General features: G+C 64.9%; 18 protein-coding genes and 1 riboswitch. Of the genes, 16 read left to right on the top strand and 2 right to left on the bottom strand.

All coding sequences use genetic code 11. The annotated features are described in order from the left end of the window. Positions 1-76 precede the first annotated feature (76 nt). Positions 77-143, top strand: a riboswitch (S-adenosyl-L-homocysteine riboswitch). Positions 144-169: 26 nt separating this feature from the next. From ahcY to metF, 3 genes are all read left to right on the top strand, one after another. Then, entirely contained in the window at positions 170-1,597 is a 1,428-nt protein-coding gene (gene ahcY / locus DUPY_RS04160; protein WP_070246578.1) for an adenosylhomocysteinase, read from the top strand. A gap of 81 nt (positions 1,598-1,678) precedes the next feature. After that, a complete protein-coding gene (locus DUPY_RS04155) occupies positions 1,679-2,035 on the top strand; it encodes a phage holin family protein (RefSeq protein WP_070246577.1) in 357 nt (118 codons plus the stop codon). Continuing rightward, on the top strand, positions 2,022-2,849 hold the full coding sequence (gene metF, locus DUPY_RS04150) for a methylenetetrahydrofolate reductase [NAD(P)H] (RefSeq protein WP_070246576.1): 828 nt from the start codon (positions 2,022-2,024) through the stop codon (positions 2,847-2,849). Before DUPY_RS04155 ends, metF begins: the two co-directional genes overlap by 14 nt. 62 nt (positions 2,850-2,911) lie before the next feature. On the opposite strand, the gene DUPY_RS04145 is transcribed toward metF, so the two are convergent. After that, positions 2,912-3,565, bottom strand: coding sequence for a 5-formyltetrahydrofolate cyclo-ligase (locus DUPY_RS04145; protein ID WP_229255233.1), 654 nt, complete (start codon positions 3,563-3,565; stop codon positions 2,912-2,914). A 39-nt stretch (positions 3,566-3,604) separates the two neighbouring features. Here DUPY_RS04145 and DUPY_RS04140 point away from each other — a divergent pair, with 39 nt between their 5' ends. The 11 genes from DUPY_RS04140 to dsbD all read left to right on the top strand — a co-directional run bounded on the left by DUPY_RS04140 (position 3,605) and on the right by dsbD (position 15,645). Continuing rightward, positions 3,605-5,581, top strand: a complete 1,977-nt coding sequence (locus DUPY_RS04140) for a lytic transglycosylase domain-containing protein (protein ID WP_070246574.1) — start codon at positions 3,605-3,607, stop codon at positions 5,579-5,581. Positions 5,582-5,609: 28 nt separating this feature from the next. Then, complete coding sequence (locus DUPY_RS04135; RefSeq protein WP_070246573.1) at positions 5,610-6,320, top strand: glutathione S-transferase family protein; 711 nt, start codon at positions 5,610-5,612, stop codon at positions 6,318-6,320. Between the two features lie 2 nt (positions 6,321-6,322). Then, positions 6,323-7,573, top strand: a complete 1,251-nt coding sequence (locus DUPY_RS04130) for a multifunctional CCA addition/repair protein (protein ID WP_070246572.1) — start codon at positions 6,323-6,325, stop codon at positions 7,571-7,573. Positions 7,574-7,615: 42 nt separating this feature from the next. Continuing rightward, positions 7,616-8,305, top strand: coding sequence for a GNAT family N-acetyltransferase (locus tag DUPY_RS04125; RefSeq protein WP_070246571.1), 690 nt, complete (start codon positions 7,616-7,618; stop codon positions 8,303-8,305). A gap of 82 nt (positions 8,306-8,387) precedes the next feature. Continuing rightward, entirely contained in the window at positions 8,388-8,753 is a 366-nt protein-coding gene (gene mrtJ, locus DUPY_RS04120; RefSeq protein ID WP_084640535.1) for a JDVT-CTERM system glutamic-type intramembrane protease MrtJ, read from the top strand. A gap of 21 nt (positions 8,754-8,774) precedes the next feature. Next, entirely contained in the window at positions 8,775-10,925 is a 2,151-nt protein-coding gene (locus tag DUPY_RS04115) for a choice-of-anchor D domain-containing protein (protein ID WP_229255232.1), read from the top strand. Between the two features lie 20 nt (positions 10,926-10,945). Continuing rightward, positions 10,946-11,452 carry a TlpA family protein disulfide reductase gene (locus DUPY_RS04110; RefSeq protein ID WP_070246570.1) on the top strand — a complete coding sequence of 169 codons (507 nt, stop codon included), beginning with the start codon at positions 10,946-10,948 and terminating at the stop codon, positions 11,450-11,452. Further along, positions 11,449-11,673, top strand: a complete 225-nt coding sequence (locus DUPY_RS04105; protein WP_070246569.1) for a DUF4266 domain-containing protein — start codon at positions 11,449-11,451, stop codon at positions 11,671-11,673. The genes DUPY_RS04110 and DUPY_RS04105 overlap by 4 nt, the downstream gene beginning before the upstream one ends. A 9-nt stretch (positions 11,674-11,682) precedes the next feature. Then, positions 11,683-12,849: a DUF3570 domain-containing protein gene (locus DUPY_RS04100; protein WP_084640534.1), complete on the top strand. Its 1,167-nt coding sequence runs from the start codon at positions 11,683-11,685 to the stop codon at positions 12,847-12,849. Continuing rightward, positions 12,843-13,739 (top strand): FAD:protein FMN transferase, encoded by an 897-nt coding sequence (locus tag DUPY_RS04095; RefSeq protein WP_070246568.1) that lies wholly within the window; start codon positions 12,843-12,845, stop codon positions 13,737-13,739. The genes DUPY_RS04100 and DUPY_RS04095 overlap by 7 nt, the downstream gene beginning before the upstream one ends. A 1-nt stretch (position 13,740) precedes the next feature. Next, complete coding sequence (dsbD, locus tag DUPY_RS04090) at positions 13,741-15,645, top strand: protein-disulfide reductase DsbD (protein WP_084640533.1); 1,905 nt, start codon at positions 13,741-13,743, stop codon at positions 15,643-15,645. 5 nt (positions 15,646-15,650) lie between these two features. On the opposite strand, the gene DUPY_RS04085 is transcribed toward dsbD, so the two are convergent. Beyond that, positions 15,651-16,181 (bottom strand): Lrp/AsnC family transcriptional regulator, encoded by a 531-nt coding sequence (locus tag DUPY_RS04085; RefSeq protein ID WP_019924749.1) that lies wholly within the window; start codon positions 16,179-16,181, stop codon positions 15,651-15,653. Between the two features lie 136 nt (positions 16,182-16,317). Here DUPY_RS04085 and hppD point away from each other — a divergent pair, with 136 nt between their 5' ends. Continuing rightward, entirely contained in the window at positions 16,318-17,421 is a 1,104-nt protein-coding gene (gene hppD, locus DUPY_RS04080; protein ID WP_070246567.1) for a 4-hydroxyphenylpyruvate dioxygenase, read from the top strand. Positions 17,422-17,539: 118 nt separating this feature from the next. Further along, the gene (locus tag DUPY_RS04075; protein WP_070246566.1) at positions 17,540-21,130 is read left to right on the top strand and encodes an indolepyruvate ferredoxin oxidoreductase family protein; all 3,591 of its coding nucleotides are present in this window, start codon (positions 17,540-17,542) and stop codon (positions 21,128-21,130) included. Positions 21,131-21,141 lie beyond the last annotated feature (11 nt).

Here is a 21,141-nt window from a genome sequence, read left to right as displayed (position 1 = left end):
GCGCCAGTATAGCGACGTGGCATACCCGCCACGCCGCTTTTTTTGGCGATGTTCGGCGCTACGGTGCTAAAATGCATGTTCCGAGGAGCGCTGCGACGAATCCTTTTCGCCAGGCTCGGAATCTGCAACCGCGCTCACGTTACTTTTTTCTAACTGAAAGGAGGGCGTGATGAACGCCGTACTCAAACCTCTGCAAGACTACCTGGTCGCCGATATCTCCCTGTCCCCGTGGGGCGACAAGGAAATCAAGATCGCTGAAACCGAAATGCCGGGCCTGATGGCCATCCGCGAAGAATTCGCGGCAGCCCAGCCGTTGAAGGGCGCGCGCATTACCGGTTCGCTGCACATGACCATCCAGACCGCTGTGCTGATCCAGACGCTGGAAGCGCTGGGCGCCACCGTGCGTTGGGCTTCGTGCAATATTTACTCGACCCAGGACCATGCCGCCGCCGCCATCGCTGCCGCCGGCACGCCAGTGTTTGCCATCAAGGGCGAAACCCTGGACGAATACTGGGACTACACCCACCGCATCTTCGAGTGGCCAGCGGACGCTGCCGGCAATGCCGTGTACTCGAACATGATCCTCGATGACGGCGGCGACGCCACCCTGCTGCTGCACCTCGGCGCCCGCGCCGAGCAGGACATCTCGGTGGTCGGCAACCCGACCTCGGAAGAAGAAATCTGCCTGTTCAACGCCATCAAGGCCAAGCTGGCGATCGACCCGACCTGGTACTCCAAGCGCCTGCCGCACATCCTGGGCGTGACCGAGGAAACCACCACCGGCGTGCACCGCCTGTACCAGATGCACAAGGACGGCAAGCTGGCCTTCCCGGCAATCAACGTCAACGATTCGGTCACCAAGTCGAAGTTCGACAACCTGTACGGTTGCCGCGAATCGCTGGTTGACGGCATCAAGCGCGCCACCGACGTCATGATCGCCGGTAAAGTGGCTGTCATCGCCGGTTACGGCGACGTCGGCAAGGGCTCGGCCCAGGCCATGCGCGCGCTGTCGGCGCAAGTATGGGTGACCGAGATCGACCCGATCTGCGCCCTGCAAGCGGCGATGGAAGGCTACCGCGTGGTGACCATGGATTACGCTGCCGAACACGGCGACATCTTTGTCACCTGCACCGGCAACTATCACATCCTGACCGAAGCGCACATGCTCAAGATGAAGGACCAGGCGATTGTCTGCAACATCGGCCACTTCGACAACGAAATCGATGTCGCCGCGCTCAAGAAATACACCTGGGAAAACATCAAGCCACAGGTCGATCACGTGATCTTCCCGTCGGGCAAGCGCATCATCCTGCTGGCCGAAGGCCGCCTGGTGAACCTCGGTTGCGGTACCGGCCACCCGTCGTACGTGATGAGCTCGTCGTTCGCGAACCAGACCATCGCCCAGATCGAACTGTTTGCCAACACCGGCAAATACCCGGTCGGCGTGTACGTGCTGCCGAAGCACCTGGACGAAAAAGTCGCGCGCCTGCAACTCAAAAAGCTCAACGCGCAACTGTCGGAACTGACCCCGGAGCAGGCGGCCTACATCAACGTGTCCGTCGAAGGCCCGTACAAGCCTGACACGTACCGCTATTAATTAACGGTATCCAAGCGGGGTCGGCAGAAGTTTGCCGGCCCTGTTTTTTATCGACATTTTTTACTGCAGCGAGAATTTATTATGCGTTTGGTCCTTACCTGGTTAATCAATGCGGTTGCCTTGCTGGCGATCCCTTACCTGATGCATTCCGTCAATGTCACAAGCATTAGCGCCGCTCTCTTTGCCGCTCTCGTACTGGCCCTGGTCAATACGCTGATCCGCCCCGTGCTCCTGATCCTGACCTTGCCCGTGACCGTGGTGTCGCTGGGCCTGTTTATCTTCATCATCAATGGTTTTTCGTTCTGGCTGGCGGCGCAATTCGTGCCCGGCTTTAGCGTGGACAGCTTCCTGTCGGCCGTCGGTGGCGCGCTGTTGTACAGCATTATTTCCTGGGCCCTGTCTACCTTACTTTTGAAGAACGCAGATGGCACATCATAATTTCAGTATTGAATTCTTTCCGCCCAAGACGGTGGAAGGAGCGGAAAAGCTGCGCGCCACGCGCGCCAAGCTGTCCGAGCTGAAACCCAAGTATTTTTCGGTGACCTTCGGCGCCGGCGGCAGCACCCAGCGCGGCACGCTCGACACGGTGGTGGAAATCCTGGCCGCCGGCGAAGACGCCGCACCGCACCTGTCGTGCGTGGGCGGCACCCGCGCATCGATCCGCGAGATTCTCAACGAGTTCAAGTCGCACAACATCCGCCGCATCGTGGCGCTGCGCGGCGACCTGCCCAGCGGCTACGGCGCCGCCGGTGAATTCCGCTACGCCAACGAGCTGGTCGAGTTCATCCGCCAGGAAACCGGCGACTGGTTCCACATCGAAGTGGCGGCCTATCCCGAGGTGCATCCGCAGGCCAAATCGCCGCAGGATGACCTGCTGGCGTTCGAGCGCAAGATCAAGGCTGGCGCCAACGCCGCGATCACCCAGTATTTCTACAATGCGGACGCGTACTTCCAGTTCGTCGAGCAAACCCGCAAGCTGGGCATCGACGTACCGATCGTGCCGGGCATCATGCCGATTTTAAACTACACGCAGCTGATGCGTTTTTCCGACATGTGCGGCGCCGAGATTCCGCGCTGGGTGCGCCTGAAGCTGGCCAGCTTCGGCGACGACTCGGCCTCGATCAAGGCGTTCGGGCTGGACGTGGTGACGCAGCTGGGCCAGCGTTTGCTGGCCGGCGGCGCGCCGGGGCTGCATTTTTACAGCATGAACCAGGCGGCGGCGACGACGGCGTTGTGGCAACGGCTGGTGTGAAAATTGGAACCCCGCCTGCGCGGGGATGACGGAGCAGACATCGTCAGCTAGCCGAAAAGCCGTCATTCCCGCGCAGGCGGGAATCCAATTGACGCGGGCGTTGTTTCGGTAACGATCCGATCCAGCGCCACGTCGTACCCACCCGCCTCAAACGCCACCTGCAACGCCGAATAGGCAATCCCCAGCGTCACCGGCCGTGGCGCCCGCGCCAGGGTGCGGTCATAAAACCCGCCGCCATACCCGAGCCGGTACCCCTGCGCATTAAACCCCAGGCAGGGCACCAGCAACGCCGCCGGATAATCCTGCACGCGCAAGTCGGCCGGCACTGCCACCCCCATCCCATCCTTGACCATCGCTTCGCCGATGCGCCAGTCGGCAAATTCCAGCGGCGCATCGCGGGCCACCACCACCGGCAGCAGCAGCCGTGCCCCCAGCGCCGCCAGCTCCGCGTACGCCGCCGCCAGATCGGGCTCGCCGCGCAGCGGCCAGTACACAGCCAGGGTAGCTGGCCGCGTCTCGCGCCACCACGCCACCACCTGGCGCCCTATCGCCTGGTCCCACTGCGCTCGCGTGTCCACATCGAAGGCGCGCCGCGCAGTGAGCAACTGCTGTCTTAATTCTGCCTTGCCAGGTGCGGACGGGGCTATTGCTTCGTTCTCGCTGCGTGGTATTCTAGGGTCGCTGGTCATGGTTGGCGTGGTTGGCGTGGTTGGCATGGTTGGTTTACAGGTTCAAGACTAATAGAGAGTTGCACATTGATTTCCGTTTCGAAATGGATCGCCGGCGCAGTCGTCGCCATGGTGGCCGTCACCGCCTTTGCCCAATCCGAGGAGTTCGGCGCTGAAACCCGGCGCGAGGACGATGCCTTTTTGCTCATGCGCGACGCCGTGCGCAAGGACGATGCGTCCAAGGTCGATTTCTACGCGGCGCGCCTGGCCAATTATTCGATTCCATCGTACGTCGACTATTATCGGCTCAAAGCGCGCCTGCGCGATGCCTCGCAGGCCGAAATTCGCGGCTTCATGCAGCGCTACCAGGGCCAGGCCATCGTCGACCGGCTTCGCAACGACTGGCTGCTGGAACTGGGACGCACGCGCGACTGGACCACCTTCGACGAACAATTGCCGCTGTTCGTGCTCAACGACGACACGCAAGTAAAATGCTACGCGCTGCAGTCGCGCGCGATCAAGGGCCAGAACGTGGCCAACGAAGCGCGCGCGCTGCTGATTTCCCCCAACGGCTACGGTGAGCCGTGCGCGGGCCTGATCGGCACCCTGTACCAGTCGCGCCAGTTCGACGCCGAAGACCTGTACACGCAACTGCGCCTGTCCGGCGAATTCAACTCCACCGGCCAGGCGCGGCGCATTGTCGCGCTGCTGGGCGGTCCCGATAAAAAAGTGGTGCAGGCGGTTGACCTGCCGGCAGTGGCCGTGGCCAAGGGCCCGGGCGAGGGCCGCACCGAACACGAAATCTTCATCGTCGCCGTGGGCCGCCTGGCCAAGACCAGCATCAAGCTGGCCACGCTGGCCTTGAACAAGGCATCGTCAAGCCTCTCGACCCAGGAGCAGCGCGAAGGCTGGGCCGCGATCGCGCTGCAGTCGTCGTACTCGCTGTCGGATGACACCACCAACTACTGGAAGCGTGCCGATGGCGCGCCGCTGTCGATCGACCAGGCCCAGTGGAGCACCCGCATCGCGCTGCGCAACGGTGACTGGCGCCAGGTGCACAAGAATATCGACGCCATGCCGGCCATCCTGCGTGAAGACCCGACCTGGATCTACTGGAAGGGCCGCGCCCTGATGGCCGACGGCAGCGACACCAGCCCGCCGTCGGGCGAGGCGCTGCGGCTGTTCAACAGCATCGCCGACCAGCCCAACTTCTATGGCCAGCTGGCGCGCGAGGAAACCGGCCGCCTGGTGTCGATCCCGCCGCCGGGCGCGCCGATCACCGCTGCCGAAATCGCGCCGATCGCCGCCAACCCCAACTTCCAGCGCGCACTGAAATTTTTCGGCATGCGCCTGCGCTTCGAAGGCACGCGCGAATGGAACTGGGGCCTGCGCGGCCTGAGCGAACGCGAACACCTGGCCGCCGCCGAATTCGCGCGCCAGAACCACATCCTCGACCGCATGGTCAACACGTCGGACCGCACCCGGGTGCTGGTCGATTACACCCAGCGCTTCCCGTCGCCGCACGACGACATCATGCACCCGGCGACCAAGACGCTGGGCCTGGACAAGGCCTGGGTGTATGGCCTGATCCGGCAAGAGTCGCGCTTCATCATGGACGCGCAATCGCACGTGGGCGCGTCGGGCCTGATGCAGGTGATGCCGTCCACCGGCCGCTGGGTGGCGAAAAAACTGGGCCTGACCGACTTCGCCGCGGACATGCTCTCGGACGTCAAGACCAACATCATGCTGGGCACGAACTACCTGAACATGGTGCTCGGGAACATGGACGGTTCGCAGGTGCTGGCCACCGCCGCCTACAACGCCGGCCCGGGACGCTCGCGCACCTGGCGCGCCTCGCTCGACAAGCCGATGGAGTCGGCCGTGTTCATCGAATCGATTCCGTTCTTCGAGACCCGAACTTACGTCAAGAACGTCATGTCCAATGCGAACTACTACGCCGCGCTGTTCGAGGGGCGGCCGCAGTCGCTCAAGGCGCGCATCGGCGTGGTCACCCCCAAGGGTTACACCTTGCAGGAAGAGCAGGAAGCCACTTTCGCCCGCTGATCAGATTTACTCATACTACTAAGCCACCATGCAGACCACCCAACTCGATCCCAGCCTGTCCAACGCCCTGGCCGCCGCGCGCTCGCCCGGCCTGACCCTCGTCATCGGCACCAAGAACCTGTCGTCGTGGTCGATGCGGGCGTGGGTGGCGATGACCGCGTTCGGCATCCCTTTCCAGGAAGTGCGGGTTGAACTCGACAAGCCCGACACCGCCAACCGCATCTGCAGCTACTCGGCCTGCGGCCGGGTGCCGGTGCTGCTGGCGGGCGAGATCACGATCTGGGACAGCCTGGCCATCGTCGAATACCTGGCCGAGCAGTTCCCGGAGCAGCACCTGTGGCCGCAGGACGTGGCCGCGCGCGCGATGGCGCGGTCGATCTGCGCCGAGATGCACTGCGGCTTCACCGACCTGCGCAATGCGATGCCGATGAACATCAGCGCCAGCCTGCCGGGCAAGGGCCGCACCAACGGCGCGCAGGCCGATATCGGCCGCATCAGCGAGATCTGGGAAGAATGCCTGTCGCGCTTCGGCCACCACCAGTTCCTGTTCGGCGACTTTTCCATCGCCGACGCGTATTTCGCGCCGGTGGTGTCGCGTTTCCGCACCTATGGCGTCTCGCTCGCGCCCGCGCTGGACGCCTACTGCCAGCGTGTGCTGGCCCATCCTGCGGTGGCGCGCTGGGTCACCGAAGCGCTGGCCGAAACTCAGGCCGCACCCCACGCCGACGCTGCGGACTGACCATGAAGAGTTACGTTGTAGGCGGCGCCGTGCGCGATGCGCTGCTTGGCCTGCCGGTCAAGGACCACGATCACGTGGTGGTCGGCGCCACGCCCGACGACATGGTGGCGCAGGGCTATCGCCCGGTCGGTAAAGACTTCCCGGTGTTCCTGCACCCGCAGACGCAGGAGGAATACGCACTGGCGCGCACCGAGCGCAAGACCGCACCCGGCTACAAGGGATTCGTTTTCCACACCTCCACCGAGGTCACGCTGGAAGAAGACCTGGTGCGGCGCGACCTGACCATCAATGCGATTGCCCGCGCCGACGACGGCACGCTCACCGATCCGTTCGGCGGCCAGCGCGACATCGCCGCGCGCATCTTCCGCCACGTATCCGACGCCTTTGCCGAGGACCCGGTGCGCATCCTGCGCGTGGCGCGCTTTGCTGCGCGCTATCCCGACTTTCGGGTGGCGCCGGAAACCAATCAACTGATGCGGCAGATGGTCGAGCAGGGCGAGGTCGATGCCCTGGTGGCCGAACGCGTATGGCAGGAACTGTCGCGCGGGCTGATGGAACAACAGCCGTCGCGCATGCTGGAGGTGCTGCGCGACTGCGGCGCGCTGGCGCGCATTCTGCCGGAACTCGACGTTCTGTGGGGAGTACCGCAGCCGGAAAAATGGCATCCGGAGATCGACACCGGCGCCCACATCCTGCAAGTGATCGACTGCGCCGCCAAGGCGAACCTGGAGCTGCCCACGCGCGTGGCCTGCCTGATGCACGACCTGGGCAAGGGCGTGACGCCGTCGAACAACTGGCCCGCGCACCACGGCCACGAGGAGCTGGGCGTGAAACTGGTGGAGCAGGTGTGCAAGCGCCTGCGCGTGCCCACCGACTGCCGCGACCTGGCCGTGATGACCGCGCGCGAACACGGCAACGTGGGCCGCGCGCTGCAGCTGCGGCCCAATACCATCGTCAAGCTGCTCGAGCGCTGCGACGCCTTCCGCAAGCCGGCACGGTTTTCGCAAATGCTGCTGGCAACCGAATGCGATTCGCGCGGACGCAGCGGACCGTCGGCCAGTTACAGCGACGCGCCATTCCCGCAAGGGCCGTACCTGGAAACGGCCATGGCTGCCGCACGCGCGGTGAACGCCGGCGAAATTGCGCAAGCGTGCCTGGACAAACCGCAACGCATCCCTGAACTTGTGCATCGCGCACGGGTCAATGCGGTCAAGCTGGCACTGAGCGTCGATGATGCCGACGACGAGGCCTGACCCGCAAAGCCAACCGGGACCGGGTTCGGGGGTAAACTGAGCATGCCGCCGATCGACCTGTTCCAGAATCCGCTGCGCGCGCGCCATAAAACCACCGACGGCAAATATGGTCCGCGCGTGCTGGTCAAGCAGCTGCACCCACGTGACCGGCGCCGCATGCGCCGCCACTTCCTCGACCTGGAACCGGCCGACCGCCTGCTGCGCTTCGGCACAGAATTACCCGACGAGCAGATCGAGCGCTACGTGGCAGGCATCGATTTTTCGCGCGACATTGTCTTCGGCGTGTACAACCGCGTGTTCCGGCTGGTGGCCGTAGGTCACCTGGCTTTCGCCCCGCGCGACGCCGCCAGAGAAGCGGTGACCGACAAGGCGCGGGTGGCGGAATTCGGCGTGTCGGTCAGCCGCAGCGCACGCGGTATCGGCGTGGGCTCCAAGATGTTCGAGCGCGCCGCCATCCACTGCCGCAACAACGACGTCGATACCCTGTATATGCACTGCCTGTCGTCGAACAAGACCATGATGCACATCGCCAAAAAGGCAGGCATGGAAATCCACCGCGAATACGGCGAAGCCGACGCCTACCTCAAGCTGCTGCCGGCCGACCCTTCCAGCGTGATGCAGGAAGCGCTGGACGAACAATTCGCCACCCTCGATTACACCTTCAAGGCTAATAAAAGAGCTGCCCTCAAGTGGCTCGAACGCCTGACGCTCCACAAGCCGAAAAAAAAGTAGTGCTCTCTTAGAACCTTTGCTGCCCGAACCGGAATGAACGGTTCGACAAGATACGCAACTGGCAGCGAGGCTTACTTTTACCGTGTCGCTGATTTCATCGATCCTGCCCTGGACCTGGGACGCCGCCTGCGGCGCGCACCTGTACGCCCCTTCGGCGTGGGACTGGTTACGCCTGCTACTGCTGTCGCCACTGCTGGAAGAACTGGTGATTCGCGCCGGCTTGCAGGAGTGGCTGATGCGGCGCCGGCCAGGGTCGGTGTGGCCGGTACTGGTGTCGGCCGGCGCTTTCAGCCTGCTGCACCTCGGCAGCGGCTGGCACGTGGCGCTGGCGGTGCTGGGGCCGGGACTGGTGCTGGCGATGCTGTATGCGCGCACCCGCAGCTGGCGCTGGTGCGTGCTAGCGCACAGCGGCATGAATGCCTTTGCGATCTCCGTTTGCAGTATTTAAATTCACTTCAGGAGAACAGGCATGGGCGGGACAATGTGGACGGGCAGGACCAAGGCAGGGCGCTGGCAGCAGGCTGCCGGCGCAGTATTGATGATCGGTGCGGCGGTGGTCGTACCGCATGCAGGCGCCGCCGATGCGCTCAACGGCAGGAACCTGTACCTGAACGGTCCGGTGACCGGCGGCGCCAGTTGCGCCTCGTGCCACGGCGCCTCGCCGGCAGCCAATGTCAACGGCATCACCCGCGCGGCCAACCAGCCGTCCGTGATCGCCAATGCGATTGCCAATAATCGCGGCGGCATGGGCAGCCTGTTCGCCGGCCGGTTCTCGTCCACCGAGCTCGATGACCTGGCCGCCTTCATCGGCAACCCCACCGTGACCGCTGCGCCGGCCGCCACCCTGGCCCCGGCCAGCCTGACGTTTACCGGCACCGCCATCGGACAGACCAGCGGCCCGCTGTCCGCTACGCTGAGCAACACCGGCAGCGCCGCGCTCAATATCGGCACCATCGCCCTGGGCGGCGCTGCCGCCGGCGACTACAGCATCGGCGGCGGCTCTTGCGCCAACGGCGCGGCAATTGCCGCCGGCGCCAGCTGCACCGTGCAAACCAGCTTCCGTCCCACCGCCGCTGGCAGCCGCGCCGCCACCCTCACCATCACCCACAATGCCACCGGCGGCAGCAGCACCGTGGCGCTGGCAGGCACCGGCAACAGCACGCCGCAGGCCACCATCGGCCTGTCGGCCGCCACCGTCAATTTCGGCGCCCAGCTGACCGGCGCCGCGTCCGCACCGTCCACCGTCACCGTCACCAATAGCGGCCAGGCCGCGCTCACGTTCAGCAGCATCGCCGTGGGAGGCGCCAACGCCGGCATCTTCACCATTGGCGGCACCTGCGCCACCACCACCCCGGTCGCCGCCGGCGCCAGCTGCACCGTCACCGTGCGCGCCACGCCCACTGCTGCCGGCGCCTTTGCCGGTACCTTGACGCTGGCCTCGAACGCAGCCAATGGCAGCGCCGGCGTGGGCCTCTCCGGCACCGCCAGCGCCGCCGCACCAGCGGTGACCGCCACGCCGTCGGCCATCGCCTTCGGCGCCCAGACCGTCAATACCCCGGCCGCCGCGCAAACCGTGGTGCTGGCCAATACCGGCAACGTGGTGCTCAATCTCTCCAATATCGGCGTGACCGGCGCGGCCAGCGTAACCATCGCCGGCAGCGATTGCGGCAGCACGCTGGCCGTGGGCGCGCGGTGCTCGGTGCCGCTGCGCTTTGCACCGACCACCGCCGGCGCGGTTGCCGCCACGCTGGCCGTGATCTCGAACGCGGCGCCGCTGCAAGTGGCGATCACCGGCACCGGCAGCGCCCAGGCAGTTGGCGTGCCGGTATTGTCCGAAACCGGCCCGATCACGTTTGCCGACACCCAGGTGGGCGCCACGGCTGCCGTGCACACGACCACGTTCAATAACGCCGGCACTGCCGCGCTGCGTATCTCCACGCTCACCCTGGCCGGCGCCAATCCGGGCGACTTCGTTCTCGGCGGCACCTGCGTGGCCAATGCGGCAGTTGGCGCCGGCGCCAATTGCACACTGACCACCGCGCTGCGTCCGACGGCAGCCGGCGCCCGCAGCGCCACGCTGATGGTCGTCACCGACGGCGGTGCGCAGTTCTCGCTGGCGTTGACCGGCAATGGCGTGGCCGTGGCAGCTGGTGCACCGGCACTCGGCGTCAACCCGCAAAACTTCGACTTCGGCGCGGTGACCATCGGCGCCACGCCGACCCGTCGCTTTACCCTGACCAACAGCGGTTCGGCTGCGCTCACGCTGTCTGGCGCCACCTTCAGCGGCCCGTTCGCCCAGGCCACCGACAGCACCGGCTGCGCCGCCTTCCCGCTCACGCTCAACCCCGGCGCCACGTGCGAGCTGGTGGTGCGCTACACCCCGGTCAACCCGGGCAATAACAGCGGCTCCGTCGTGCTCAATTCGAACGTGGCCGGCGGCAGCTCGACCATCGCCCTGACCGGCCAGGCCAGCGCCGCAGCTCCAGCGAACGCCACGCCGCAGAACACCGGCGGCGGCGGTTGCTCGGCATCGAAAGACGTCAATGACCCGATGCTGGCCTTCCTGGTCTTGCTGGCCGGTGGGGTCATCTTCTGGCGCCGCAAGCGCAACGTTCAATAAACCCACCGAGGAGTTAAGTGATGAAAATGTTATCGATGGTATCGGCGGCCGCACTGGCCGTTACGCTGGCCGCAGCGCCCGCGCTGGTGCTGGCCCTGGACAAGGGCGCACCGGCGCCGCAGTTCACGCTGCCTGGCGCCGACGGCGAAGTCAAACTGGCCAGCCTGCAGGGCAAGGTCGTGTACGTGGATTTCTGGGCGTCGTGGTGCGGTCCGTGCCGCCAGTCGTTCCCGTGGATGAACGAGATGCAGGCCAAGTACGGTACGCGCGGTTTGCAGATCGTCGGCGTCAACGTGGACGGCACCAGCGAAGAGGCACGCAAGTTCCTCGCCACCACGCCGGCCAAGTTTACCATCGCTTTCGATCCCAAGGGCGCCACCCCGCGCCAGTACGGCATCAAGGGCATGCCCAGCAGCGTGCTGGTGGGCACCGACGGCAAGGTGATCGCCGAGCACTCGGGCTTCCGCGACAGCGACCGCGCCGCACTGGAAGCGCAGATCGTCGCCGCGCTGGGAGCGGCCAAATGAAGCTTCTGTCAGCAATGCTGATCGCCGCCGGCCTCACTACGCTGACCGGCTGCGCAGGCTTCGGCCAGGTGCAGCCGTGGGAAAAGGGCAACCTGGCCAAGCCCGAAATGACTTTCAACGACGGCGGTTTGTTCAACCGCTATGACGACCATATCTACACCAGCCGCGAATCGTCTTCGGGCGGCGCCGGCGTCGGTGGCGGCGGCTGCGGCTGCAACTAGGAACAGTACATGGAACCTATCAAGACCGAAACTTCTTCCGGGGCGGCCCCGCCTTCGCCGTCAGCTGTCGCGGCTTCCGCCATCCTGGCCGCCGCGCTGCTGCTGCCGGGCGTGCAGGCCCATGCCGAGGCGCCACCCACCAATGGCGTGATCAGCGTCGGCTACCTCGATTACAAGGACAGCCAGTCGGGCCTCGACCGCATCCACGTCAAGGCGCCGTCGGTGTCTGTCATGGCGCCGGTGGCCGGCGTGTGGAGCATCAGCGCCTCGGCCGTGAACGACGACGTCTCGGGCGCCACGCCGCGCTATCACAGCGCCATTTCGGGCGCCTCGCGCATGAGCGACCACCGCACTGCCGGCGACGTGTCCGTCAAACGCTACTTCGACCGCGGCAGCCTCTCCGTGGGCGCGGCGTATTCGTCCGAGGACGATTACCTGTCGCGCGCTCTCTCGGTGTCGGGCACCTTCGAGAGCGAAGACCGCAATACCACCTGGTCGGCCGGCATCGGCCGCGCCAATGACCACATCAACCCGACCAACCAGATCGTGCGCAACGAGCGCAAGCAAAGCACCAATTTCCTGCTCGGTGTGACGCAAGTGCTGGGCAAGGCCGACGTGGTGCAGGTCACGCTGGCGCACGACACCGGCAAGGGTTACTTCAACGATCCGTACAAGTTCCCCGACAACCGCCCGCGCACCCGCGACGAAAGCACGCTGCTGCTGCGCTGGAACCACTACGTGGAAGCGACCGGTGGCACCAGCCGCACGTCGTACCGCTACTACCGCGACAGCTTCGGCGTGCGCGGCCACACGCTGGGCCAGGAGTACGTGCAGCCGCTGGCCGATGGCTGGACCGTCACGCCGGAAGTGCGGCTGTACACCCAGCGCGCGGCCGACTTCTACTTCGATCCCGTGTACGACCAGACGCTGGGCCAGCCGTTCCCGCCGGGCTACAACCCGAACAACTTTGCGTCGGCCGATTACCGGCTCTCGGGTTTTGGCGCGGTCACGCTGGGGCTCAAGGTGAGCAAGCAGATCGACAAGAACTGGTCGGTCGATGCCAAGGTCTCGGCCTACCAGCAGCGCGGCAGCTGGCGCGTGTTCGGCTCCGGCAGTCCTGGCCTGGACGCGGTACGGGCACGCACCATCCAGCTGGCGGTCAATCGCACATGGTAACGGCCATCCACCGCCAGCAGTTCGACGCCATGGGCAGCCGCTGCGAGCTGCGCCTGGCGGCGCCGAACGTGGCGGCGGCCGAAGTCCTGGCAGCTCGGGCAATCGCCGAGGTAAGGCGCATCGAATACAAGTACTCGCGCTACCGCGCCGACAGCATCGTCTCGCGCATCAACGCCGCCGCCGGCCAGGCGCCGGTGGCGTGCGACAACGAGACCATGGCGCTGATCGACTACGCCGCCGCGCTGTTCGCGGCCAGCGGCGGCCTGTTCGACATCACCTCGGGCGTATTGCGCCGTGCGTGGGACTTCAGCAATCCACGCGTGCCCGATGCCGACACCCTGGCGCCGTTGCTGGCGCTGGTGGGCTGGCGCCATGTCCATTGCGAGCGGCAGCAGGTGCACCTGCTGCAACCGGGAATGGAGATCGACTTCGGCGGCTTCGGCAAGGAATACGCGGCCGACCGCGCGGCAGCGGTGCTGATCGACGCCGGCGTGCGGCATGGCTATGTGAACCTGGGCGGCGACATGCGCTTCATCGGTCCGCGCCTGGACGGGCGGCCGTGGAGCATCGGCATCCAGGATCCACGCGACCCCACCGCGACCATCGCCAGCATCCCGATCAGTTCCGGGGCGCTGACCACCAGCGGCGACTACGAGCGGTTTTTCGAGCTCGATGGCGTGCGCTATTGCCACATCCTCGATCCGCGCACCGGCATGCCGGTGCGGTACTGGCGCTCGGTGAGCGTGATGGCGCCGATGGCGGTGGCGGCGGGCAGCTGCTCCACCATCGCCATGCTCAAGCAACACGATGGACACAATTTTCTCAAGACCTCCGATATGGGCTACCTCGCCATCGACGAGCACGGACAGACGCTTTACAGGAATCTCTGACATGAAAACACAACAACTGCTGTGGCGCCGCATGCACATGTCGGCCGCCATGATGGTGGCCGCCCTCGCCATGATGACCATGCTGATCACGCTGGTCATCAGCATGGCCAACCCGGCGCGCGCCGCCGACTTTTTGGAACCCGAGCAGGCATTCAAGCTCACCGCAACGCAAACCGACCCCCACACCGTGCGCCTGGCGTGGAAGATCGCCCCCGAATACCACCTGTACCGGGAACGCCTGGGCTTCCAGGCCGACGGCGTGGCGCTGGCCACCCCGCGCCTGCCGGACGGCATCCGCAAGTTCGACACCAACTTCAACAAGGAGATGGAGACTTACCAGGACCAGCTGGTGGTTGACCTGCCGCTGGCATCGAACAAGCCGATCAAGCTGACGGTGAACTACCAGGGTTGCGCCGATGCGGGCCTGTGCTATTCCCCGGCCTCGGCCACCTACGCGATCGACCCGGCCAGGACCGGCGTGCTAACGGCGTTGCCGGCTGATGGCGAAGCGCCGGCACTGGCGGCGCCGCCCACCGCTGCGCCATCAACCACTGTGCCATCAACCGCTGCAGCGGCAGCGGCAGCCGCACCAGCGGTGCACGAAGACGACAGCTCGATTGCCCAGCGCACCCTGGAGAGCGGCAGCGCCTGGCGCATCGGCCTGGCGTTCCTGGTCTTCGGCCTGCTGCTGTCGTTCACACCCTGCGTGCTGCCGATGGTGCCGATCCTGTCGTCGATTATCGTCGGTGAAGGCAACCCGTCGCGTGGCCGTGGCTTTGCACTGGCGCTGGCCTACAGCCTGGGCATGGCGCTGGTGTACACCTCGCTGGGCGTGGCTGCCGGCCTGGCCGGCGAAGGCCTGGCGGCGGCGCTGCAAAAGCCGGCCGTGCTGCTGACCTTTGGCGCGCTGCTGTTCGTGCTCTCCTTGTCGATGTTCGACGTCTACCAGTTGCAGCTGCCGAGCAGCCTGCAAAGCAAACTCAGTTCCGCCAGCGGCAATATGGGCGGCGGCAAGTTCGCCGGCGTATTCATCATGGGTGCGCTGTCGGCCCTGATCGTCGGCCCCTGCGTGGCAGGCCCGCTGGCTGGCGCGCTGCTCTACATCAGCCAGACCCGCAACGTGTGGACCGGCGGCTGGGCGCTGTTCTCGATGGCAGTGGGCATGAGCGTGCCGCTGCTGCTGACCGGGATCTCGGCCGGCAGCCTGCTGCCGCGTGCCGGCGGCTGGATGAACGGCGTGAAAAAGCTGTTTGGCCTGCTGCTGATCGCCACCGCGATCTGGATGATCACGCCGGTGTTCTCGGCCACCACCGGCATGGTGTTGTGGGGTGTGTTTGCGCTGCTGTGCGCAGCCTTCCTCAACGTGTTCGAGTCGGCCGCCAAGGGTGCAGGGCTGGGTACCTATGTCGGCAAGGCGCTGGGCATGGCGCTGCTGCTGGTCGGCGTGCTGGAATTGACGGGCGCCGCCAGCGGTGGCCGCGACGTGCTGCAGCCGCTCGGTCACCTGACTGGCGGCCGTGGCAATGCAGAAGGTAGTGCGCCTGCCGCCGCCGACGCGCACTTCCCGCGCATCAAAACGGTGGCGGAGCTGGACCAGATCCTGGCCACCACCAAGACTCCGGTGATGCTGGACTTCTACGCCGACTGGTGCGTGTCGTGCAAGGAGATGGAGCGTTTCACGTTTTCCCAGCAGCCGGTCAAGGACAAGATGGCCAGGATCCGCGTGCTGCAAGTGGACGTGACCGCCAATAACGCCGACGACAAGGCGCTGATGAAGCGCTTCGGCCTGTTCGGCCCACCGGGCATGATCCTGTTCAAGGACGGCGAGGAAGTGCCGGGTAGCCGCGTGATCGGCTTCATGAAAGCTGACCCATTCCTGGCGCATTTGAACCGCCACTTCCCATAACGGCTTTACGGCTGGCTGGTCAGCGGCAGGGCGGTGGTGTCCTTGATGCGCTGCAGGGCGAAGCTCGATTTCACGTCGAGCACCGCCGGGTGGCGCAGCAGGGTCGCCATCATGAAGCGCGAGAAGTGTTCCATGTCTTCCACGTGCACGCGCAGCAGGTAGTCCATCTCGCCCGTCATCGCGTAGCAGGCCACCACCTCGGGCCACTGGCCCACCGAGTCGGCAAAGTCGGCGCGCGGCGAGGGCGGGGCGTTGGGCGCACCCAGCGCGCGGGCGTTGCTGTGGGCGCCGGCGTCGCTGTGCTTTTCCAGCCGCACGTTCACATAGGCCAAGAGGCCCAGGCCGATCTTGTCGGGGTCGAGCAGCGCCACGTACTGGCGGATCACGCCCGCTTCCTCGAGCCGCTTGATGCGGCGCAGGCAGGGCGATGGCGACAGCGCCACCATCTCGGCGACGTCCTGGTTGGACAGCCGGCCGTCGGCTTGCAAAATGGACAGAATTTTGCGGTCGGTTTTGTCCAGCGCAACTTTGGTCATAAATCCCTCAATAAATCAGCGTTAAGGCAATATTATTGCGCACATCGGCGATGCCGGGGAATTGTTTGCAATTAAATGCCGGGTGGGCGGGTCTATACTGGGCGATAAATTCGCATAACAAACCCAGGAGACACACATGCAATTCCAGCCATGGGATAACCCGATGGGCACCGACGGCTTCGAGTTCGTCGAATATGCCGCCCCGGACCCGCAAGCGCTCGGCGCCCTGTTCGAGAGCATGGGCTTTACCGCCATCGCGCGCCACCGCCACAAGAACGTCACGCTCTACCGCCAGGGCGACATCAACTTCCTCATCAACGCCGAGCAGGATTCGTTCGCGCAGCGCTTCGCGCGCCAGCATGGCCCGTCCGTGTGCGCGATCGCGATCCGGGTCAAGGACGCCGCGTTTGCCTACCAGCGCGCGCTCGAGCAGGGCGCCTGGGGTTTCGACAACCGCACCGGCCCGATGGAACTCAACATCCCCGCCATCAAGGGTGTGGGCGACTCGCTGATCTACCTGGTCGATCGCTGGCGCGGCAAAAATGGCGGCCAGCAGGGCACCATCGGCGACATCAGCATCTATGACGTCGATTTTGTCGCCATTCCCGGCGCCGAAGCCAACCCGGTCGGCCATGGCCTCACCTATATCGATCACCTGACCAACAACGTCCATCGCGGCCGCATGAAGGAATGGGCCGACTTCTACGAGAAGATGTTCAACTTCCGCGAAGTGCGCTACTTCGACATCGAAGGCAAGCACACCGGCCTGAAATCGAAGGCGATGACGTCGCCATGCGGCAAGGTACGGATTCCGATCAACGAATCGTCGGACGACAAGTCGCAGATCGCCGAATACCTGGACCAGTACCACGGCGAGGGCATCCAGCACATTGCGCTGGGCACCGACGACATCTACACGTCGATCGAGGGCATGAAGACGGCCGGCATCGCCTTCCAGGACACCATCGAAACGTATTACGAACTGGTCAACCGCCGCCTGCCGAGCCACGGTGAGCGGCTGGAAGACCTGCGCCGCCTGCGCATCCTGATCGATGGCCAGAGCAACGAGACGGAACGTGAACTGCTGCTGCAGATTTTCACGCAAAACGTGATCGGCCCGATCTTCTTCGAGATCATCCAGCGCAAGGGCGACCAGGGCTTCGGCGAGGGCAATTTCCGCGCGCTGTTCGAATCGATTGAACTCGATCAAATCAAGCGGGGAGTATTGACCGCGTCTTGACCGCATAATCGTTATCTTCGCCGGCAGCGCCTCACAGATTGGCGCGCCGGCACTCGTAACAGAAACACATTCCATGCGCTCTCACGAGGAGCGTATTGCAAAGAATAGTGGAGACAAAATGAACGCACCTCAAAAGGGTTTGCTATTGGACCCGGCCATCCCGCCGGCAGCGCCTGAATTCTCGCTCGACGACAAGTGGACGCTCGAGCGCGGCCGCGCCTTCATGACCGGCACCCAGGCGCTGATCCGCCTGCCGATGATGCAGCGTGAACGCGACCTCAAAGCTGGCCTGAACACCGCCGGCTACATCACCGGCTATCGCGGCTCGCCAGTCACCAGCGTCGACATGACGGCCATGAAGGCCAAGAAATACCTCGACGCCCACCACGTCAAGTTCCATCCCGGCATGAACGAAGACCTGGCCGCCACTGCCGTCTGGGGCACCCAGCAAACCAACCTGTTCAAGGACGCCAAGTACGACGGCGTGTTCTCGATGTGGTACGGCAAGGGACCGGGCGTCGATCGCTGCGGCGACGTCTTCAAGCACGCCAACAACGCCGGCTCCGCCCAGCACGGCGGCGTACTGGTGCTGGCTGGCGACGACCACGCCGCCAAGTCGTCGTCCACCGCCCACCAGTCCGACCATATCTTGAATGCCTGCGGCATCCCGGTGCTGTACCCGGCGTCGGTGCAGGAGTACATCGACTACGGCCTGCACGCGTGGGCGATGAGCCGCTATACCGGGCTGTGGGTGTCGATGAAGTGCGTGACCGACATCATCGAGTCGGGCGCTGTGGTCGATTTCGACCCGGACCGCGTCAAGATCGAACTGCCAACCGACTTCGAACTGCCAGCCGGCGGCTTGAATATCCGCTGGCCCGACACCGTTCTCGACATGGAAGTGCGGATGAATACCTACAAGTGGTACGCCGCGCTGGCGTACTGCCGCGCCAACAAGCTCAATAAAATCATCTGGGACAGTCCCAAGCCCAAGATCGGCATCATCACCGCCGGCAAGTCGTACCTCGACACGCGCCAGGCGCTGGCCGATCTGGGCATCGACGAACAGTCGGCTGCCGACATCGGCATCCGCCTGTATAAAATCGGCATGACCTGGCCGCTGGAAGCCGACGGCGTGCACGAATTTGCCAAGGGCCTCGACGAGATCCTGGTGGTCGAAGAAAAACGCCAGATCCTCGAATACGCGTTGAAGGAAGAGTTGTATAACCTGCCCGACGGCCAGCGGCCGCGCGTGGTGGGCAAGTTCGACGATACGGGCGAGTGGAGCAACAAGGGCAAGACCGGGCACGGCGACTGGCTGCTGCCAGCCACGTACGAACTCAATCCCGCGCAGATCGCCCGCGCGATTGCCTCGCGCATCGCCCACTACTGCGACGGCCACCCGGTGGCCGAGCGCGTCAAGCAGCGCATCGCCTTCCTCGAAGCGAAAGAGCTGGCGCTGACCACGCTGCCGGCCAAACCGAATCCGCAGACCGACCGCACGCCGTTCTTCTGCTCCGGCTGCCCGCACAACAGCTCGACCAAGGTGCCGGAAGGCTCGCGCGCGCTGGCCGGCATCGGCTGCCACTACATGGTGCTGTGGATGGACCGCGAAACGTCCACCTTTACCCACATGGGCGCCGAAGGCGTGACCTGGGTAGGTCAGGCGCCGTTCACCAACGAGAAGCACGTGTTTACCAATCTCGGTGACGGCACCTATTTCCACTCCGGCATCCTGGCGATCCGCGCCGCAGTGGCGGCCAAGGTCAACATCACCTACAAGATCCTGTTCAACGACGCGGTGGCCATGACCGGCGGCCAGTCGTTCGACGGTCCGCTCGATCCCGGCATGATCTCGCGCCAGATCGCCGCCGAAGGCGTCACGCCGATCATCGTGGTCACCGACGAACCCGATAAATACCCGGCCGATTACAAGTGGGCCGAAGGCGTGATCGTGCGCCACCGGTCGGAACTGATGGACGTGCAGCGCGAGCTGCGCGACCAGCCGGGCGTGTCGGCCATGATTTACGACCAGACCTGTGCGTCGGAAAAACGCCGCCGCCGGAAACGCAACGAGTACCCGGATCCGGCCAAGCGCGCCGTGATCAACGAGGCCGTGTGCGAAGGCTGCGGCGACTGTTCGGTACAGTCGAACTGCCTGTCGGTCGAGCCGCTGGAGACGGAACTGGGCCGCAAGCGCCAGATCAACCAGTCGTCGTGCAACAAGGACTTCTCGTGCACCACCGGTTTCTGCCCGAGCTTTGTGACGGTGGAAGGCGGGGCGCTGAAAAAGCCGAAGAAGGCCGCTGCGGGCAAGGATGCCGCGCCGCCTGCCGCGCTGCCAGCGCCCGTATTGCCTTCGACCGCGCAACCGTACGGCATCCTGATCACCGGCATCGGCGGCACCGGCGTGGTGACGGTTGGCCAGATCCTGGCCGTGGCCGCGCACGTGGAAGGCAAGGGCGCCATCGTGCTCGACATGAGTGGCCTGGCGCAAAAAGGCGGCCCGGTGATGTCGCACGTACGCCTGGCCGACCGCCAGGCCGACCTGCATTCCACCCGCGTGGGCACCGGCAGCGCCGACCTGGTGATCGGCTGCGACCTGATCGTCACTGCCAGCCGCGACGCCCTGTCGCGCATGGGCGAAAACCGCACCCGCGCCATGATCAACAGCACCGGTTCGTCCACGGCGGCGTTCGTGAAGAACCCGGACTGGCAGTTCCCGGACGCCAGTTCGCGCAGCGAGATCGTGCGCGCCTGCGGCGAGAGCATGACCGACTTCGTCGATGCCGGTCACATCGCCACCGCGCTGATGGGCGACTCGATCGCCACCAATATGTTCATGCTCGGCTACGCGTTCCAGAAGGGCCATGTGCCGCTCTCGGAGTCCTCGATCGTGCGTGCGATCGAACTCAATGGCGTGTCGGTGGCATTCAACCAGGCCGCATTTACCTGGGGCCGCACGGCCGCGCACGACCTGGGTTCGGTCACGCGCCTGACCGCGCCGTCGAAGGTGATCGAATTCAAGCGCAACCAGACGCTCGACGACATCATCGCCAAGCGCGTCGATCTGCTCACCGCGTACCAGAACGTGGGCTACGCGCAGCAGTACGTGACGCTGGTGGAGGAAGTGCGCGCCGCCGAAGCGAAACTGGGCAAGGGCACGCGCCTGGCCGAAGCCGTGGCGCGCTACTACTACAAGCTGATGGCCTACAAGGACGAGTACGAAGTGGCCCGCCTGTACACCGACGGCGCGTTCCAGAAAAAGATCGCCGCTATGTTCGAGGGCGACATCACGCTCAAGTTCCACCTGGCGCCGCCGATCATGGCCAAGCATGACGCCAGCGGCCAGCTGGTGAAAAAAGAGTTCGGCCCGTGGATGATGAAGGCCTTCGGCGTGCTGGCCAAATTTAAAGGCCTGCGTGGCACCGCGTTTGACATCTTTGGCTACACCGAAGAGCGCAAGACCGAGCGCGCGCTGGTCAAACAGTACCGCGAGACGGTGCGGGCGCTGTTGCCCAAGCTGACGGCAGAGAACCTGGCGCAGGCGGTGGCGATTGCCAGCATTCCGGAAGACATTCGCGGTTATGGCCACGTCAAGGAACGTCACCTGAAAGCGGCGAAACTGAAGGAGGCGGGCTTGATCGCTGCTTTCGATCAGCCAGCTGAAAAGGTGATAGAACTGGTGCGCCAGGCGCACGTGGCCTGACGGTGGGCCAG

This window comes from Duganella phyllosphaerae (assembly GCF_001758785.1).
Taxonomy (GTDB): domain Bacteria; phylum Pseudomonadota; class Gammaproteobacteria; order Burkholderiales; family Burkholderiaceae_D; genus Rugamonas; species Rugamonas phyllosphaerae.
The sequence above is the reverse complement of the archived record's forward strand: the minus strand, read 5'-3'. Positions and strand labels throughout refer to the sequence as shown.